Consider the following 17,769-nt stretch of genomic DNA (forward strand, 5'->3'; position numbering starts at 1 on the left):
GCGGGCCGGCCCCGAGTGGCCAACCCCGCACTTGACCGGGCTGCTCGTCGGCTGGCCTAACTGCCTGCCGGCGCGTCGGCTGCCCGCCGGTCGCCTACCGGCGCGTCGGCTGCCTGCCGGTCGCCTACCGGCAGGTCGGTCAGCGACGACCGTCGTACCGCCCGGGTCACGACCGGCACGAAGGCCAGCACCACCAGCAGCCCGACCACACCGGCGCCGGCGATCAGCGGCCGAGGCGGAACGACCGCGAGCAACGCCCCGCCGATCAGGAAGCCCGCCATCGAGCCACCCTGCACCGCGGCGCCGTAGGTGGCGTACGCCCGAGCGCGCATCGCCTCCGGCACCCGCCGAGCGGTGAGCAGGTTGGCGAAGACGTTTTCGCCGCCGTTGGCCGCTCCCCCCACCAGCCAGAGGGGCACCAACACGCCCGCCGCCGGCACCGTCGCCGCGAGCAACACCATCAGGCTGCACACGGCCAGAGTCGCCAGCACCCCCCGTACCAACCCGCCGTCGTCGTCGAGCCGCCTGGCGAGTCGTACGGCGAGCCAGCTCCCCGGCAGCATGCCGGCCATCCATGCGGCACTGACCAGGCCGTACGTGGTAGCCGAATCCCCCAGCGTCTCCCGGATGAAGAAGACCTCGATCACGTTGATACCGCCGATCGCCGCGATCACCACGGCGGTGGTCACCACCATGACGAGCATCAGCGGGTCGCGGCGCAGCCGCCAGCCGATGTCCGTACCCCCAGGGGTTGCCACGCCGCCCGACACGGCCGGGCCACCCGAGACGGCCTCGCTGCTCGCGGCGGCCGGGCTGGCAACTGCGGCCTCGCTGCTCCCGGCGACGGCCCGGCTACTCGCGGCGGGCCGGCGGCCGCCGCGTCGGGTCCGCAGCAGCAGGCCCGCGACCACGAGCGCCAGGTAGGTCGCCGCATCGAGAAGCAGCGGTACGCGGGTGCCGAACTGCCCCACCAACAGGCCGGCCAGCACCGGGCCGCCGAGCGCACCGAGCGAGACGGCGTTCTGACTGATCGCGCTGGCTCGCGGCAGGTCGGCTGGGCGGACCATCGCCGGCAGCAGCGCCGCCAGGCAGGGTTGCGTCACCGCGAGCCCGCAGGCCAACAGGGCGACGAGCCCGACCACCAGGACCGGCTGTTCGACGACGGCGAGGAGCGCGCAGATCGCGGCCTGCCCGAACCCGATCGTCACCAGCAACGTGCGGCTGTCGATCCGGTCGGCGAGTCGGCCCGCGAGTGGGGCGAGCACCACCCGCGGCAGCGTGGCGGCCAGCAGCAGCCCCGATACGGCCAGCCCGCTGGCGCCAGCGCCCTGTAGGGCCAGCGCCAGCGCGGTCGCGGCGAGGAAGTCACCGCAAATGGTGGTGCCCCGGGCGGCAGCGGCGAGCCAGACATCCGCCCAGCGCGACTCGTCAGATGTGAAGGACATACTTCGAAAATAATCCTTCACACCTGATTCATGCAACCCCACCTATGCCAGCGGCACCGTCCGGTACTGCACAGCGACAGTGCGCGCCCCCGGCGGCGACTCACCCCGCCGCCGCGGGTGGTACGGCCGGAGCAGCGCCAACACCGCCTCGTTCAGCTCGGCCAACTCCTCGGCGGTGAGCAGCAACAGCGTGTCGCTGAACAGGGCGGTGTCGTACCACTCGGCGGGCTCGTCCCCGGCGCGCCGCAACCAGTCCCGGGTCCGCTCCATGGCCCGGACCGCATGCGCCTCCACCAGCGCCTGCTCGGCCGCACGCGCCTCGGGCCCGGCGTCACGACCCGCCTCGACCAGCACGCTCACACTCGGTACGCGCCACAGCCGCTCGCGCGCATCCCCCCGGCTCGGCGCCTGCTCGACCAGCCCGAACTTCGCCAGCGCCCGCAGGTGGTAACTGGTCGCGCTCGGCGACAGCCCAACGATCTCCGCACACTCGGTGGCGGTCCCACCGCTCTCGCGACTGTTCAGGTACTCCATGATCGCGATCCGGGCCGGATGAGCCATCGCCCGCATCACCTGGGGGTCGCTGATCGTCATCCGGCGCGAATCGGAGCGGGCCTCGGTCATACACCCATGATCCCGGCAGCCCCGCCAACCTGCCATCACCCCCGGGCTCCGCTCGGCCCCGACCCTGCTGTCCCTGCCGCACCAAGCCGCTTCTCCCGGTGATCGACTCGGCTTCCTGGAAATCGGGGCGTCCCACCGGCCCGGACACCGCGACTTCCTGAAAGCCGAGTCGATCACGGCGTCACGGCGGTTGCGGCGTGAGAAAGCCCGGGGCGGCGCGGGGCGTGATCGCCCAGCGCCACCCGACCGGGCGACACCCCGTCTCGTACGGGTGGTCGCGTCGGTAATTCGCTGGATGCGGCGGGTTGGGGAGCGTAGGGTTGCAGCCCGCTTGACGGCCGAGGTGAGCTGCACCGGAACGGACGTCTTCGCGCCGGGCGGCCGGCCATCCGCCCCCGGACACGCGAGCGCGCAGCAGATGTGAACGATGGGACGTCAGCATGCCCGCACTTGACCTCGACACCCAGCTCAGCACCGCCACCGACACCGACCTCGACGCGGACCTGGCCGCCGAACGCGCACACCTCACCACCTCGCGGGCGGCGCTGGGTCGGATGCGGGAACGTGCCGAGTCTCTCTTCGCCACCGGTGACCAGGTGGCCGGCGACGCGTACGCTGCCGAAACGCTCGGCCGCACCCTGGCCCGCCGGGTCGCCGAGCTGGCCGACGACCCGACCACTCCGCTCTTCTTCGGCCGCCTCGACTTCGCCGACGCCCCAAACAGCAGCACCACGGACAGCGGCAGCACCAACCGCAGGCCCACGGACAGCGGCACCACGAGCGACAGGGCCACGGCCAGCAGGCCCGCCAACGGCCCGACCGCGCCCGACGCCAGCGGTGATCATCACGGTCGGCGGTATCACGTGGGGCGGCGGCATGTCACCGACGACCGTGGCGAGCCGTTGGTGCTGGACTGGCGGGCTCCGGTCTCCCGTTCGTTCTACCGGGCCAGCGTGCGGGATCCGCAGGGGGTGGCGGTTCGGCGGCGGTTCGGGTTCAGCAATGGTGTGCTGACCAGCTTCGAGGATGAGCGGTTGGATCGGGGCGAAGAGCTCGGTACCACCAGTCGGATCCTCACCGCCGAGATCGAGCGTCCACGCGTCGGGCCGATGCGGGACATCGTCGCGACGATCCAGCCGGAGCAGGACGAGCTGGTCCGGGCTGACCTCGCCGACTCGATCTGTGTGCAGGGCGCGCCGGGTACGGGGAAGACGGCTGTGGGTCTGCACCGGGCCGCGTATCTGCTCTACCTGCATCGGGAGCGGTTGCGGCGGGCGGGTGTGCTGATCGTCGGGCCGAACCGGGCGTTCCTGTCGTACATTGCGGCGGTGCTGCCGGCGCTCGGTGAGGTCGAGGTCGAGCAGGCCACGGTGGAGGAGTTGATCTCCCGGGTGGTGGTTCGGGCGGTCGAGGCGCCGGCGGTGGCCGCGCTCAAACACGACGTACGGATGGCGAGCGTGCTGCGGCGCGCGGTGCAGGGGCAGATCGGCGCCCCGACCGAATCGATCACCGTGTCGGACGGCTCGTTCCGCTGGCGGATCGGGGTGGAGCCGTTGCACCGGATCGTCGAGGAGACCCGCCGGGAAGGGCTGCCGTACGGCACGGGTCGGGAACGTGTCCAGGCGCGGGTGGTGAGTCTGCTGCAACGGCAGGCCGAGGCACGCCGTGCGGAGTCGCCCAGCGATGCCTGGCTGCGCCGGATGAGCCGCTGCCGGCCGGTGCTCGACTTCCTGGACGCGGTCTGGCCGGCGCTCACCCCGGAAGGGCTGGTGCACGGCCTGTTCTCCGATAAGGACCGGCTCGCAGCCGCGGCGGACGGGCTGCTCAGCGACGCCGAGCAGGCGCAGTTGACATGGGCGAAGCCGGCCCGCACGCCGAAGGCGGCCCGTTGGACCGCCGCCGACGCGGTGCTGATCGACGAGGCGACCGGGTTGCTGGAGCGGCTCTCCGGGTTCGGGCACGTGGTGGTGGACGAGGCGCAGGACCTCTCTCCGATGCAGTGTCGGGCCATCGCTCGGCGTAGCGAGCACGGCTCGGTCACGCTCCTCGGTGACCTCGCCCAGGGCACCGCGCCGTGGGCGGCGACGGACTGGAGGGAATCCCTCGCCCATCTGGGCAAGCCGGACGCGGTGGTGGTCCCGTTGACAGTCGGTTTCCGGGTGCCCGCCGCAGTCGTCGCATTCGCGAACCTGCTGCTCCCGGCGCTCGCGGTGGACGTACCGCCGGCCGAGTCGCTGCGCCACGACGGCGGCCTGGACGTGCGTACGGTGACCGACCTGACCTCGGCGACGGTGGCCGAGGTGCGCGCGGCGCTCGCGCACGACGGCTCGGTCGGTGTGATCGCCGCGGACGACGCGGTCGACGGCCTGCGCGCGGCGCTGGCCGAGGCCGGTGTCGAGACCGCGACCGCCGACGACGTGGCGGCCGCGCAGCGGGTCACTGTGGTGCCGGCGACGCTGGTCAAGGGCCTGGAGTACGACCACGTGGTGGTGGTCGAGCCGGCCGCGATCGTCGCGGCCGAGCCGCGTGGGCTGCACCGGTTGTACGTGGTGCTCACCCGGGCGGTGTCCCGGCTGGCGGTGCTGCACGTTGCGCCGCTGCCCGCCCCGCTCGTCGGCGGGTCAGTCGGCTGACAGGGCTGCCGCGACCTCCCGCAGCGGGCGGCTGGAGTCGGCCAGCGGCACGTGGAACGACAGCCACGACCCGTCGGCGAAGTCGATCCGCAGCCGCTTCCAGTTCAACCGGTACCTGCCGACCCGGGCGGCGACTGTCGTTCGCGGAACGGAGCCGAGCAATTCGATGTCGGCCTGCGCCTGTTCGTCCGCCGCCGAGTTGGAGAGCAGCCCGACTGGTGCTGTCGCGCCGAGCAGCAGTCGCTGGTCGGTGACCCCCAGCACGAGGTGTCGGAGGCCGGGGCCCTTCGCCGCCGTGGTCAGGGCATGGTGCAGCACTGATGCCTGGGAGTCCGGGGCGCCTCGACCTCCGACACCGAAGAAGAGCCAGTCGACGGCGTTGTCCGCCCGACCGAAGGTGATGTTCGGCGACAGCACGTTGAGCAGGACACCCAGGAAGCCCGGCCCACCGGTGGCGGGTGGGGCCGACGGCTGCGAGGGCGGCGCCGGGGTCAGCCCGCCGCCCGCTCGCACCTGGGCCACCGCGCGCACCTGCTCGCCGGCCGTCAGCAGTCGGGTGATCCCCTCGACGTACCGTGCCTGACTCTCGTCGGCCGTCATCGGCGTTCCTCGTGGTCGGCGGACCGGCGCGGACCGGCGCCCGGGTCGCCGATGACCTCGCCGACCAACTCCCGGACCCGGGCCGCGGCGGCCTCCTGCGCCCGGTTGGCGGCTGCGGTGAACTCCTCGGCCAGGCTGTAGGAGTCCAGTCGCATCGCCCGCGCGTTCAGCTCAGTAGAAACGATCTTGCCGTCGGCCGCGGCGGTGACGCGCACCAGGCCGGAGTCGCTCACGCCCTCGGCGCTGGTCTGCTCCAGCTCCGCCATCCGGTCGGCGAGTTGCCGCTGCCATCCGTCCAGGTTGCGAGCCAGCGCCTCGATTCGGTCCAGAGCGGGGAAGGTCATGGCTGCCTCTCAGTTCACGATGGAGTCGAAGACATTCTGCACACCCACCGTGTACGGGCCCAGGTCCTCGCTGTACGTGCCGTCCACCAGGTAGTTGCGGTCCTTCTGCCCGTCGGCGATGTCGTGCAGGCCCACGCCGGTGTCCAGCAGAGCCCCGCCGAAACCGGGGATGTTGACCGGCGAGACCTGGTTGATGACGAACTTGCCCGGAAAGAGGGTCTTGAACTTCTCGACCTGGAAGGCACGCCCCTCGGGCGTCCAACCGCCCTTGCTGAGCAGCTTGTACTGCTTCTTCCGCTGCTTGAGCTCCATGACGGTGTCCGCGTACTTGCGGAGCTGCCCGGCGACCTTGCCGAGCCGGGCGGCGAGGCGGGTGAGCACCTCGGCGAACCGGGCGACGATCTTGACCATCCGACCCACTGTGGTGGCCAGCCGGGCCAGCACCCGCACCACTGTGGCGGCCAACGAGACGCCGGCGCTCAGCGCCGCTGCCACCGCCGCGATGATCACCTCGGTGAGGAACCAGAGCAGGAACTCGAGGATCAGCTCGACCAGCAGGTTGAACGCGTCCACCGCCGCGTTCGCCGCCTCGACCAGCACGTCCTTGGTGCCGTCGAGCCCCTGGGCCAGTTCCTCGATCGCCGCCTCCACCGACTCCATCGAGGCATGGAAGCCCTCGGCGGCGTCGCCCGTCCAGGCGCCGCGCAACCGGGCCCGGTCGGCGATCTGGTCACCGGCGATCTCCCGTACCGCCGCGCCGGTGTCCAGGCAGAGCTGCGCGGCCCGCATCAGGTCGTCCGGTTCGCCAGCGACCAGCTCCAGCAGCTGTTCGAACGGCCAGAGCACCGCGTTGGAGAGCGGCTTGAAGGGTTCGGGCGTGCCCGCGACGATCTGCTCGAAGTAGGTCTTGTTGCGCTGCAACGCCTCGGTGCTCACGCCGGCACCGAGCCGTTCGGAGCGCCGGTGCCACCCGACCAGGGGCCGGGCGCGATGACGTCGGGAGCGGGCGGGCGGCCGGGCACGAAGAGGTCGGTGTTGGCCGCGTCGGTGCCGGTGTAGGCAGCGGCGGTGTCGGTGAGCCCTTCGGCGATGTCCGCCATCATCTCGGCGCCGTCGGCGAGCCCTTGCAGGCACGCCTCGAACTGCTCGGCGTACGTCGCGGCGAGGTTGAAGGACGCCGGCATCACCCCGAAGGCGTGCCGTGGCACGTGCCCGTCGCCGAAGGCGCGGTGCAGCTCGCGGAAACGGGCGGCCCGATCCTTGGACCCGGCGGCGTACGCCGTCAGAGCCTCCGGCTGGACCTCCAGCTCATTACTCGGGCTTGACACGAACCCTCCCCTGTGGCCTGTGCGACGGATCAGTCGCCACGACTGACCACCATAGGCACTGCTCGTCGCGATCGGGGGGTCAGATCGGTGATGGCGGGGTCACCCAACTCGACTTTGTGCCTTAAAGTAGTTTGCGTGGACCCCGACGATGATTCACCCCCCACCGACGCGGCGGCGGCGCTCCGGCTGATCCAGGACCAGCGGTCGGCGACGGCACGCCGGCTCGATCCCGACGCCCGCCTGCTCTACTGGCCGTGGGGGGTCGCCTGGCTGGTCGGCTTCGGGCTGTTCTTCCTGCGATTCCCCCCGGGTGACCGGGCGCTGGTCGACCTTCCGAGCTGGCTGCCACTGACAGTCCTCTTCGTACTGCTCGCGGCTGCCGGAGCGACCCAGGCGGTGGTCAGCGTACGGGCCTACGGCCAGGTGACCGGCGACTCCGCCCGTCGCGGGCAGTGGTACGGGTACGCCTGGGCCCTCGGTTCGGTGAGCGTCTACGCGGGGCTGGGCCGGATCTCGGAGCACCTGTCGCATGACCTGGCGGCGCTGCTCTGGTCGGCGACCGCCGTCGGGTTGACCGGCGCGCTGCACATGGCCGGCGGGGCGGTCTGGCTGGACCGGGACCTGTTCCGCCTCGGCGTCTGGGTCAGCGTGATCAACCTGATCGGTGCGATCGCCGGGCCGGGCTGGCACGCGCTCGTCGTGGCGGTCGCCGGCGGCGGCGGAATGCTGGTGGTCGGCGCGCTCGCCCGGCGGCGCCAGCGGCAGCGACAGCAGCCATGACCGAGTTGGATCCGGTCATCCACGCTCAGGCCCGGCTGCGGGTGGTCGCCAGCCTCTCCGCTCTCAACGTCGGCGACAAGATCGCGTTCCCCCGCCTACAGGAGCTGCTCGCGATGACCGCCGGCAACCTCTCGGTGCACCTGCGCAAGCTCGAGGACGCCGGCTACGTGGAGATCAGCAAGACCCATCGTGGACGCACCCCGGCGACCCTGGTCCGGCTCAGCCGGCGAGGCCGGCTGGCGTTCGAGGAGTACACCGAAGCTATCCGCGCCCTGCTCGACCCCGCCCCGTCGAAGGAGCAGCCATGACCCTCGCCCGCGCCGAACAGGCCAGCCGCCGGTACGGCGACGTCCTCGCCCTCGATCGTGTCGACCTGGAAGTCCGGGCCGGTGAGCTGGTCGGCCTGCTCGGGCCGAACGGCGCCGGCAAGAGCACACTGATGAACCTGCTGGTGGGCCTGCGCCGCCCCACCTCCGGGCGGGTGGAACTGTTCGGTGGCGACCCCCGCGACCCGGCGAGCCGGCGGCAGATCGGGGTCACCCCGCAGGAAACCGGTCTGCCCGGCACGCTGCGAGTCGGCGAGGTGGTCGACTTCGTCTCCGCGCACTACCCCGACCCGGTGCCCCGGGCCGAGCTGCTCGACCGCTTCGGCCTCGCCGACCTCGCCCGACGGCAGACCGGTGGGCTCTCCGGTGGGCAGCGCCGCCGGTTGGCGGTGGCGCTGGCGTTCGTCGGCCGGCCCCGACTGGTGCTGCTCGACGAGCCGACCACGGGCCTGGACGTGGCCGCCCGGCACACCCTCTGGGAGGCGATCCGGGCATTCCACGACGACGGCGGCACAGTGCTGTTGAGCAGCCACTACCTGGAGGAGGTGGAGGCGCTCGCCCACCGGGTGGTGGTCATCGGGCAGGGCCGGGTGCTCGCCGACGACACAGTGGACGCGGTACGCGGCATCGTGGGCGTACGCCGGGTCAGCCTGGTCGCCGACAACCTGCCCGACCTGCCCGGGGTGGTGCGCACCGAACGGGTCGACGGTCGGCTGCACCTGCTCACCACCGACGCCGACGAGCTGGTCCGAGCGCTGGTCACGACCCAGACCCCGTTCACCGACCTGGAGGTACGGCCGACCTCACTGGAGGAGGCGTTCCTCGCCATCACCAGCGGAGAAGCGCCCGGCGGCGACACAGCCAGCGGCGACACGCCCGCCGGCACCGGCCGACCCACCACCGCCGCTGCCGGCGGCCGACCCACCACCGTCTGAGGAGGCGACAGTGCAGCTCGCCCTGGTCCACGCCCGCTACCAACTCCTGGAGATCATCCGGATTCCGGTGGCCGTCTTCGGCAGCGCCTTCTTTCCGGCCGCCGCCATGATCTTCTTCGTGGTGCCGTTCGCCGGTGACGATCCGGTCGGTGCCACCTACGCCACCGCGTCGATGGTCACCTTCTCGGTGATGAGCGCCAACATCTTCCAGTACGGCGTCGGTGTCGCCGAGGACCGCGACCAGCCCTGGAACCCGTACACCCGGACCCTGCCGGCCGGGCCGGCCCCGCGGTTCGCCGGCCGGGTGCTGGCCGGCCTGGCGCTGACCTACCTCTCACTGATCCCGGTCGTGGTGATCGGCGCGACGCTGACCGCGGCCCAGGTCACCCCGGCGGCGTTCCTGCTGGCCCTCGGCACTGTGGCCGTCATCTCGGTGCCGTTCACGCTGATGGGCCTCGCCATCGGCTACTCGCTGCCGAGCAAGGCGGCGATCGTGGTGGCGCAGGTGCTCTTCCTGCCGCTGGCCTTCGGCGGCGGCCTGCTCTCCGCGCCGGGTGACGCGCCCGGGTTCATCGAGACGATCGCGCCGTACCTGCCGACCCGGGGCGCTGCCGAACTGATGTGGGCGGCGGCGGCCGACTACGACGTGGAGCCGCTGGCAGTGATCATGCTCGGTGTCTGGGTGGTGCTGCTCGCCGCGCTCGCCGGGTGGGCGTACCGGCGGGACGAGGGTCGCCGGTTCAGCTGACGATTCGTCCGTTTCCGCCCCGGGCCGCTGCGGGACGGTGCCAGGATTCCGGCAGGGGGCCGCCGTGGCCGCCCGGGCCGAGAGGGGTCTTGACGTGAGCACCGTCCCGCCGGGTACGCCCTGCTGGGCCGACCTGGCCACCCCGGACCTGACCGACGCGCGGCGTTTCTACCCGGAGCTGTTCGGGTGGACCGGCCAGGTCACCCCGGAGCCCGAGGCGGGCGGCTACACGGTCTTCCTGCTCGACGGTAAGCCGGTGGCCGGCGCCGGCCCGCCCGCGATACCGGACCAGATTCCGATCTGGTCGACGTACCTCGCCACCGACGACGCGGAACTGGTCGCCGGTCGGGTCGAACGGGCCGGCGGGCAGGTCGTCGTACCCCCGTTCGAGGTCTTCGACAGGGGCTGGATGGCGGTCTTCGCCGACCCGGCCGGGGCCACGTTCAGCGTCTGGCAGCCGCTGGCCATGGCCGGTGCCGAGGTGTTCAACGTGCCGGGCGCGATGAGCTGGAACGAGCTGGTCACCCCCGACCCCGAGGGCGCGAAGGTCTTCTACGAGCTGGTGTTCGGCTGGCAGCCCGACGACCAGGCGGTGGGCGCGATGACGTACACCGGGTGGCGGCTCGGGACGCAGATCGTCGCAGGGATGATGCCGCCGCTGGCCGACGACTTCCCGGCCGACCTGCCCGCGTACTGGACGGTGTACTTCGCGGTGGCCGACGCGGACGCCGCCGCGGCCCGCGCCGCCGAGCTGGGCGGAACGATCCTGGTCCCGCCCCGCGACATCCCGGCGGGCCGCTTCGCCGCCCTCCGCGACCCCCAGGGCGCCCTCTTCTCCGTCATCGACCTGGGCCCCTGACCAACCGCCTGCGTGCTCAGGGGCGGGTGGGGCGGACGGGGACCACCAACGGGCCGTGGGCGCCGGGGACCACCCGGACGCTGGCCCGGTAGTGGGTGGCGAGCAGTTCCTCGGTCAACACCTCGGGCGGAGTCCCGGCGGCCACCACCTGACCGGCGGCGAGCATCACCATCCGGTCGGCGTACTCACCGGCCAGCGAGAGGTCGTGCATCGTGGCCAGGACGGTCAGGCCGTGCTCGCGGCGTAGCTGGTCGACGACTTCGAGCACGTCCTGCTGGTGGCCGATGTCGAGCGCGCTGGTCGGCTCGTCGAGCAGCAGCAGCGTCGCGCCCTGGGCGAGCGCGCGGGCGAGGAACACCCGCTGCCGTTCCCCGCCGGAGAGGGTGGCCAGTTCGCGATGGTGGAAGCCGGCGAGGTCCAACCGCCCCAGCACCTCGTGCACGGCGTCGACGTCGGCAGTCGACTCCCGGCCGAGGGTGGGGATGTACGGGGTGCGGCCGAGCAGCACGTAGTCCAGCACCGACATGCCGGGCGGCACCACCGGGGACTGCGCCACAGTGGCCACTATCCGGGCGCGGTCCCGACGGCGCAGTGCGGCACTCGGCGTACCGAAGAGGGTGATCGCCTTCGGCGCGGGCAGCAGGCCGCCGACGGCGCGCAACAGTGTGGATTTGCCGGCGCCGTTCGGGCCGATCACTGTGACCCACTCGCCGACGGCGACGGTCAGGTCGACGCCGGTCAGGATCGGCGTGCCACCGAGGGCGACGTGCAGTCCACGCACCTCGACGGCCGGCGTGCCGGCGGCGGGTTCCCGGCTCACGTGAGCACTCGCCGGGCGGTCCGCAGCACGAGGACGAAGAACGGGCCGCCCAGCAGGGCGGTCACCACTCCGATCGGCAGCTCGGACGGAGCGGCGACGGTGCGGGCCACCACGTCGGTGAGCGCCAGGAACGCGCCGCCGAACAGCAGTGACATCGGCAGGATCACCCGGTAGCTGGACCCGGCGAGCAGCCGGACGGTGTGCGGCACGATGATGCCGACGAAGCCGATCAGGCCGGTCGCGGAGACCGCCGCCGCAGTGCCCAGCGAGGCAGCGGCGATCAACAGGTATCGGGTGCGCTGCGGGTGCAGGCCCAGACTTCTCGCCTCGTCGTCGCCGACCGCGAGGACGTCCAGCTCGCGGCGGTGCAGCAGCACCACGACAGTGGTCAGGGCGGCGTACGGCAACACCAGCAGCACGTCGTGCCAACCGGCGGTGGCCAGCCGGCCGAGCAACCAGGAGTAGACCGGCTGGATGCTGTCGGCGTGTCGTTGCAGGAGGTACGTCTGCCCGGCGGAGAGGAACGCGGAGACCGCCACCCCGGCCAGGATCAGCATGGCCGGTGACCCGCGTCGCCCACCGGCAGCGCCGAGCACGTAGGTCATCGTGACGGCGAGCAGCGAACCGGCGAACGCGGCCAGTGGAATGGTCATCGGCAACCCGGAGAGTGTGCCCTGCCGGCCGGCGCCGCCGAGGGCGATCGCCGCGGTGACAGCGAGGCCGGCGCCGGCGGCCACACCGAGCAGGTACGGGTCGGCCAGCGGGTTGCGGAACACGCCCTGGTAGCAACCGCCGGCGAGGGCGAGCAGACCGCCGACGAGCAGGCCCAGCACCACCCGGGGCAGGCGCAGCTCGGTGACGATCGCGATCTCACGCTCGGTCAGTCCGCTGTCGAGGTGCACCCCGGGGAACAAGTTGAGCAGCTCGGCGGCGACGCTGCCCGGGGGCAGGCTCACCGGGCCGAGCGACACCCCGACGACGAGCGCGACGAGCACCGCGACCAACCCCGCGACCAGCCACCGCATGCGCAGCCCGGCGGGCCGGGCCCCGGACGGCAGCCCGGCGGGCCGGGCCGCGGAACGTGGCTCGGCCCGCCGGGACGACGGCGGCGGCTCGGCCGGCTGACCGGTTGGTGCCGGATCGGACACCTGTCGCGGCCCGGTCACCGACGGACGACGGTCACGCGGGCACCTTGGCGACCGCGTCGATGATGACCCGGAGCAGGTCCACGACCCGTGGGCCCCAGCGGGAGGCGATGTCGTCGTCGAGGGCGACGACCTGGTTGTTCTTCACAGCGGTGAGGCCGGCCCAGCCACTACGGGCCTTGACCGTGTCGGCGCTCTGCTGGCAGCACTTGGCATCGGCCAGGAAGACGAAGTCCGGGTCGGCCTTGACGATGAACTCCTGGGACAGCTGCGGGTAACCGAAGTTCTTACCGTCCGCGTCGGCCGGGTCGGCGATGTTGGTCAGGCCGGCCTGGCCGTAGAGCGAACCGATGAAGGTCTTGCTGGTGGCGCTGTACAGCTCCGGGCCCAGCTCGTGGAAGTAGGTGAGCTTCTCGGCGCGCTGCGGCAGGTCCTTGACCAGCTTGGCGATGTCGTCCTTCATCCGGGTGGCGACGTCGGTGGCCTGGTCGGCGTGCCCGGTCAGCGTGCCCAGCTCGGTGATCTGCCGGTACGAGTCGTCGAGCGTGACCGCCGCCGGGGTCTGGTACACCGGGATCTTCAGCTTGCCGAGCTGTTCGACGATCTTGTTGCGGTCGTCGGAGAGCACCACCAGGTCGGGGTTCTTACCGGCGATCGCCTCGGCGTTCGGCTGGAAGGCGGAGAGGTCGGTCTTGGGCACGTCGGCCGGGTAGTTCGACTGGTCGTCGACGGCGGTCACCTGCGGGCCGGCACCGATCGCGAAGAGCATCTCGGTGGCGGTGGGCGACAGCACGACGATCTTCTCTGGGCGCTTGTCGAGGGTGAGCGCGCCGACGGTGACCGGGTAGGCGGCGGCAGCGGTGCCGGTGCTCGGCTGGTCGTCGGCCTTCTCGGCGCAGGCGCCGAGGGCGAGCGCGGTGACCGCGAGGGTCGCCGCGAAGAGCCGAGGGGTACGTCTGAACATGGGGGCCTCCTGTCGGTCGAGGAGTGTGGTGCTTCGCCGACAGGGACTTTCGTACGCCCGCCCACGAGGCGCCCTTCCTCGAGAGCGCGTTTCGCGACCGATCCGTAGGCGACCTGGCTCGTCCCCACCGACCGGTGGGGCATCACAGTTGCGGGACAGCGCCGGGATGAGCACCGGCTTCGCTGCGGACTGGTCGCTAAGACGGTAGCGCACCGCCAGGACGTGCCGGATCGATCAAGGGTTGATCGATCCGGCACGATCGGTGGCCCGTCACGCGCCGAGGGATATGTCCTGGATTCAGAGGCTCGGGAACGGGTGGTGGAGCCCCGCCGGGGCGGGGCGGGGCCCCACCCGATCAGGAGGACGTGATGGTGACGTTGTCCACAGCCGCCTCCACCAGGCTGGCTCCGGAAGCGTCCGCCGCCTCGACGAGCACGCGGACCGACTGGCCGGCGTACGGGGTGAGGTTGAGGTTCGCCACCGCCCAGCTCCCGTTACGGTTGCTGGCCGCGCCGGCCTGGGTGAGCAGCGCCGTGGTGCCGCCGTTGTGCACGACGCTCACCCGCAGGTAGTCCGCCGACGAGGCGTTCGAGCCGTGCGCCAGGTACCAGGCGAGCGAGAGGGTCAGCGTGCCGGACGACGGCAGGGTCACCGCCGGCGATCGGGCGCTGGTCACGCCGCCGTCGAGGTCGTAGTCACCGGCCGCCGAGCCGGCGAGCCGGCCGGTGACTAGGTCGTTGGACCCGGCGTACGGGGTGAGCTGCTTGGCTCCGGAGGACGTGGTCGCCTGGGCGGCGCCCCGCTCGAACGCGCCGAGGGTGGCGGTGTCGGTGCCGGCCGGGTTGATGGTCCAGCCGGTGGCGGTCTCGAAGGTGTCCGACCAGACGGTGGTGCCGCCACCGCCGCCGCAGTACTGCGCCTGCTTGCCGATGGCCCGGTAGGGGCAGTCGGCGTACTCGCTGAGGATCAGCACCGCCTCCCGGTTGCGCGAGGTCTGCGCTCCGATCACCTCGTCGGGCGGGTAGAAGCCGCCGCCGCCGGAGGAGCCCGGGTACATCTCGAAGGTGTACGCCCAGATGTTGTGGGTGGCCCACATCCAGTCGAGGCTGTCTCCGTCGGTGATGTAGAGATCGCTGGACTGTTCCGGGGTGTAGCCGTTGGTGGTCGCCATCTGCTGGCCGATGGTGGCGAAGGTGTTGTACTGGTCCGCGTTCATCCCGGTCGCGGTGTTCGCTGTGGTGTAGCCGTACGGCCAGAGCACCAGCTGCGAGTACGTGTGGAAGTCGATGTTGGCCTTGATCTGCTGCACGCCGCCGACCACCCGGCCGTTGACGAAGTTGCGCAGCGCCTGCGTCTCGGGCGCGGAGAACGCCGACGGCCCCCGGTAGGTCTCCGACGAGGTGGTGCCGGACGAGCCGCCGCAGCATCCCCAGTTGTAGGACCAGTTGCGGTTCAGGTCGGTGCCGACGTTGGACGAGCCGCTGTTGGGCTGCCGGTTCTTGCGCCAGGACCGGTACGACCCGGTGGCGATGTCGTACTCGCTGCCGTCCGGGTTGACAGTCGGCACGATCCAGAGCTCCCGGCCGTTGACGATGTTGGTGATCCGGGAGTCGCTGCCGTAGCTGTCGGTGAAGAGGTTGAGCAGGTAGATCGCCATCTCGACGGTCAGGTGCTCACGGGCGTGCTGCTGGGAGTTGAACAGGATCTCCGGCTCGTTCTCGTCGGTGCCGACGTTGTCGGAGATCTTCACGGCCATCAGGTCGCGGCCCTCGTACGACGAACCGATGCTGATCTTGCGGGCGATCGCCGGGTGGTCGGCGACGACCTGGTTCACGACGGCTGTCAGTTCCGCGTAGTCGTGGTAGTTCGAGTCGGCCGGCGGGAAGGCCAGCGCGCCGAAGTCGCCGGCGCCGCGCTCGGCGTTGGGTGGCGGGGCGAGCGGTTCCAGCCGGAAGCCGAGCTTGCCGATCGCGGCGGCCTCGACCGCGGTGGCCGAGATGTGCAGCACGCCGTGTTCGGAGTAGTCGATGGCGGCTCCGGTGCGGGCCACCGCGTTGCGGTCGGCGAGGGTCCGGGGTCCGAGCACCCGGTAGCCGGCGGCGGCCTGCTCAGCGGTGCGGTCCGGTGCCGGTCGGGCGGCGACCGGGCCGGCGGCGACGGTGACGATGCCCAGCCCGGTGACGACAGCGAGCACCAGGACACGGCGGAGGGGGGTGGGCGTGCGGAGGGCCATGGACTACCTCCTCGATGGGCGGGAGATCCCGCTCGGTGAAGGACACTTCACCACCTGTCACATGGTCATATCAACATTGATCGCTGCGTTGGCCATCCCAGGCGGATCATCATGGCGGCAATGATTTTCCACCTATCAACGTCTGGCGAAACTTCCCTCCAAGCGGAAAACTGACCAGCGACGATGCCCCCTCGACACCGCGGAGCACCCATGGCCAGATCCCGCCTGTGCGCGGCCGCCCTCGCCGGCGTCACCACGCTCACCCTGCTCACCAGCGCCGCGCCCGCGCTGGCGGCCCACCCGCCCGCCCCCGCCCACGACGAGCAGATCACCTACCAGGACTGGTCCGGGCCCGCCGACTGGCACCGGGGCAGCCGGGCCGGCACCCGCGTCGTGCCCGGCGCCCGAGCGGGCGTCACCCTGGCCCGCCCGGCCGGCACCATCGAGTACGCGGACCCGCACACCGGCGCCACCCGCACCTGGGAGTACGGCACCTGGACCTCGCCGGTGACCCCGGTCGGGTTCGACGCCACCGAGCTGATCGCCTCCTGGAACGCGGAGACCCCCGCCGGCACCTGGATCCAGGTGGAAATGCAGGGCAGCTACACCAGCGGCGACCAGACCCCGTGGTACGTCCTGGGTCGCTGGGCGTCCGGCGACACCGACATCTTGCGGACCAGCGTCAACCGGCAGGGCGACCCCTGGTCGACGATCTGGACCGACACCTTCAGCATCGACGACGCCACCGCCGGGGTGCTGCTGCGGTCGTACCAGCTCAAGCTGACCCTCTACCGCGCACCCGGGCAGAGCGCCGCCCCGGTGGTCCGGATGTTGGGCGCGATGAGCTCCACGGTGCCGGACCGGTTCACTGTGCCGCCGAGCGCCGGGCACATCGCCTGGGGCCGGGAACTGCCGGTGCCGCGCTACTCGCAGAACGTGCACTCCGGACACTACCCCGAGTACGACGGCGGTGGCGAGGCGTGGTGCTCACCCACCTCGACGGAGATGGTGGTCGAGTACTGGGGACGCCAACCGTCGGCGGCCGACACCTCCTGGGTGGACCCGACCTACCCCGACCCGACGGTCAACCACGCCGCCCGGATGACCTACGACTACGCGTACGACGGCGCGGGCAACTGGCCGTTCAACACCGCGTACGCGGCAAGCTTCCCGGGGCTGGAGGGCCGGGTGACCCGGCTGCACTCGCTGGACGAGCTGGAGCGTTTCATCGCCGCCGGCATCCCCGTCGTGACCAGCCAGTCCTTCCTCGCCAGTGAGCTGGACGGGGCGAACTACGGCACCTCCGGGCACCTCTTCGTGGTGGTCGGCTTCACCGCCGACGGCGACGTGATCGTCAACGACCCGGCCTCGTCCAGCAACGACGTGGTGCGCAACGTCTACAAGCGTGCGCAGTTCGAACAGATCTGGCTGCGCACCAAGCGCACAAACGCCAGCGGTGGCGTCTCCGGCGGCTCCGGCGGCATCGCGTACCTGATCAAGCCCACCACAAAGCCCTGGCCCAAGGTCCCCGGCTCCACCAACTGGTAGGCCCAACGCCCGCTCGAGCACATGTTGATCAAGAGGTTTGCGTCACCGGAAGCCGTCCTGGTGACGCAAACCTCTTGATCAACGCTGGGAGTCGGGGGTTTGGGGGTCTGAGTTGGGGGTTTGGGGTTGGTCTTCGCCGGCCAGGGCCGAGCGGAGGCGTTCCTTCTCGGTGCGGCGGCGCTCGGCTGCTTCGGCGATCTCCCCGGCCATCTCGTCCCGCCAACCGCGCAGCAGGAAGAAGGAGAGCGCGGCGGAGAACACCAACGCCAGCATCAGCTTCAAAAACACGTTCATGTCGACCAGCCAGAGGCCCGCCAGCACGGCGACGAACAGCCCGATCCGGCCCAGCGTGTACTTGAGCGCGGCGCTCACCCGCACCACTCCGTTCTCTCCGTCGCCCGCCACTGCCGGCGGAAGGGTCGAACCGCCCGACGGGC

Annotated in this window: 18 protein-coding genes; 7 read left to right on the plus strand and 11 right to left on the minus strand. The window is 71.5% G+C overall.

Annotation, left to right across the window (positions count from 1 at the left end):
- Nucleotides 1-56 precede the first annotated feature (56 nt).
- A complete protein-coding gene (locus OG598_RS25270; protein WP_328651369.1) occupies nt 57-1,445 on the minus strand; it encodes an MFS transporter in 1,389 nt (462 codons plus the stop codon).
- Between the two features lie 42 nt (nt 1,446-1,487).
- Nucleotides 1,488-2,069: a winged helix-turn-helix domain-containing protein gene (locus OG598_RS25275; RefSeq protein WP_328651370.1), complete on the minus strand. Its 582-nt coding sequence runs from the start codon at nt 2,067-2,069 to the stop codon at nt 1,488-1,490.
- 440 nt (nt 2,070-2,509) lie between these two features.
- Here OG598_RS25275 and OG598_RS25280 point away from each other — a divergent pair, with 440 nt between their 5' ends.
- On the plus strand, nt 2,510-4,702 hold the full coding sequence (locus OG598_RS25280) for a HelD family protein (protein ID WP_328651371.1): 2,193 nt from the start codon (nt 2,510-2,512) through the stop codon (nt 4,700-4,702).
- Here the strand turns inward: OG598_RS25280 and OG598_RS25285 are convergent.
- Genes OG598_RS25285 through OG598_RS25300 form a run of 4 tightly spaced genes read right to left on the minus strand, consistent with a single transcriptional unit; the run spans nt 4,691 to nt 6,974 of the window.
- Nucleotides 4,691-5,302, minus strand: coding sequence for a hypothetical protein (locus OG598_RS25285; protein WP_328651372.1), 612 nt, complete (start codon nt 5,300-5,302; stop codon nt 4,691-4,693). The two genes, OG598_RS25280 and OG598_RS25285, sit on opposite strands and share 12 nt — an antisense overlap.
- On the minus strand, nt 5,299-5,646 hold the full coding sequence (locus OG598_RS25290) for a YbaB/EbfC family nucleoid-associated protein (protein ID WP_328651373.1): 348 nt from the start codon (nt 5,644-5,646) through the stop codon (nt 5,299-5,301). The genes OG598_RS25285 and OG598_RS25290 overlap by 4 nt, the downstream gene beginning before the upstream one ends.
- 9 nt (nt 5,647-5,655) lie before the next feature.
- Entirely contained in the window at nt 5,656-6,582 is a 927-nt protein-coding gene (locus OG598_RS25295) for a WXG100 family type VII secretion target (protein ID WP_328651374.1), read from the minus strand.
- On the minus strand, nt 6,579-6,974 hold the full coding sequence (locus tag OG598_RS25300; protein WP_328651375.1) for a type VII secretion target: 396 nt from the start codon (nt 6,972-6,974) through the stop codon (nt 6,579-6,581). The genes OG598_RS25295 and OG598_RS25300 overlap by 4 nt, the downstream gene beginning before the upstream one ends.
- A gap of 135 nt (nt 6,975-7,109) precedes the next feature.
- On the opposite strand from OG598_RS25300, the gene OG598_RS25305 reads away from it, so the two are divergent.
- The 5 genes from OG598_RS25305 to OG598_RS25325 all read left to right on the plus strand — a co-directional run bounded on the left by OG598_RS25305 (nt 7,110) and on the right by OG598_RS25325 (nt 10,622).
- Nucleotides 7,110-7,754, plus strand: coding sequence for a transporter (locus tag OG598_RS25305; protein ID WP_328651376.1), 645 nt, complete (start codon nt 7,110-7,112; stop codon nt 7,752-7,754).
- Entirely contained in the window at nt 7,751-8,062 is a 312-nt protein-coding gene (locus tag OG598_RS25310; RefSeq protein ID WP_328651377.1) for a transcriptional regulator, read from the plus strand. Before OG598_RS25305 ends, OG598_RS25310 begins: the two co-directional genes overlap by 4 nt.
- Nucleotides 8,059-9,015 (plus strand): ABC transporter ATP-binding protein, encoded by a 957-nt coding sequence (locus tag OG598_RS25315; protein ID WP_328651378.1) that lies wholly within the window; start codon nt 8,059-8,061, stop codon nt 9,013-9,015. The genes OG598_RS25310 and OG598_RS25315 overlap by 4 nt, the downstream gene beginning before the upstream one ends.
- Nucleotides 9,016-9,025: 10 nt before the next feature.
- On the plus strand, nt 9,026-9,763 hold the full coding sequence (locus tag OG598_RS25320; protein WP_238679917.1) for an ABC transporter permease: 738 nt from the start codon (nt 9,026-9,028) through the stop codon (nt 9,761-9,763).
- A 94-nt stretch (nt 9,764-9,857) separates the two neighbouring features.
- Nucleotides 9,858-10,622 (plus strand): VOC family protein, encoded by a 765-nt coding sequence (locus OG598_RS25325; protein WP_091395664.1) that lies wholly within the window; start codon nt 9,858-9,860, stop codon nt 10,620-10,622.
- Between the two features lie 16 nt (nt 10,623-10,638).
- On the opposite strand, the gene OG598_RS25330 is transcribed toward OG598_RS25325, so the two are convergent.
- The 4 genes from OG598_RS25330 to OG598_RS25345 all read right to left on the minus strand — a co-directional run bounded on the left by OG598_RS25330 (nt 10,639) and on the right by OG598_RS25345 (nt 15,784).
- Nucleotides 10,639-11,442 carry an ABC transporter ATP-binding protein gene (locus tag OG598_RS25330; protein ID WP_328651379.1) on the minus strand — a complete coding sequence of 268 codons (804 nt, stop codon included), beginning with the start codon at nt 11,440-11,442 and terminating at the stop codon, nt 10,639-10,641.
- A complete protein-coding gene (locus OG598_RS25335; protein ID WP_238687154.1) occupies nt 11,439-12,467 on the minus strand; it encodes a FecCD family ABC transporter permease in 1,029 nt (342 codons plus the stop codon). The genes OG598_RS25330 and OG598_RS25335 overlap by 4 nt, the downstream gene beginning before the upstream one ends.
- A gap of 154 nt (nt 12,468-12,621) precedes the next feature.
- A complete protein-coding gene (locus OG598_RS25340; RefSeq protein WP_328651380.1) occupies nt 12,622-13,551 on the minus strand; it encodes an ABC transporter substrate-binding protein in 930 nt (309 codons plus the stop codon).
- Between the two features lie 355 nt (nt 13,552-13,906).
- The gene (locus tag OG598_RS25345) at nt 13,907-15,784 is read right to left on the minus strand and encodes a M14 family metallopeptidase (protein ID WP_328651381.1); all 1,878 of its coding nucleotides are present in this window, start codon (nt 15,782-15,784) and stop codon (nt 13,907-13,909) included.
- 210 nt (nt 15,785-15,994) lie between these two features.
- Here OG598_RS25345 and OG598_RS25350 point away from each other — a divergent pair, with 210 nt between their 5' ends.
- Nucleotides 15,995-17,332: a C39 family peptidase gene (locus OG598_RS25350; RefSeq protein WP_328651382.1), complete on the plus strand. Its 1,338-nt coding sequence runs from the start codon at nt 15,995-15,997 to the stop codon at nt 17,330-17,332.
- 78 nt (nt 17,333-17,410) lie between these two features.
- Here OG598_RS25350 and OG598_RS25355 read toward each other — a convergent pair whose 3' ends face one another.
- Entirely contained in the window at nt 17,411-17,704 is a 294-nt protein-coding gene (locus tag OG598_RS25355; RefSeq protein WP_328651383.1) for a DUF4229 domain-containing protein, read from the minus strand.
- Nucleotides 17,705-17,769: the final 65 nt, after the last annotated feature.

The sequence above is a fragment of the Micromonospora sp. NBC_00330 genome (assembly GCF_036136635.1).
Lineage (GTDB): Bacteria > Actinomycetota > Actinomycetes > Mycobacteriales > Micromonosporaceae > Micromonospora > Micromonospora salmantinae.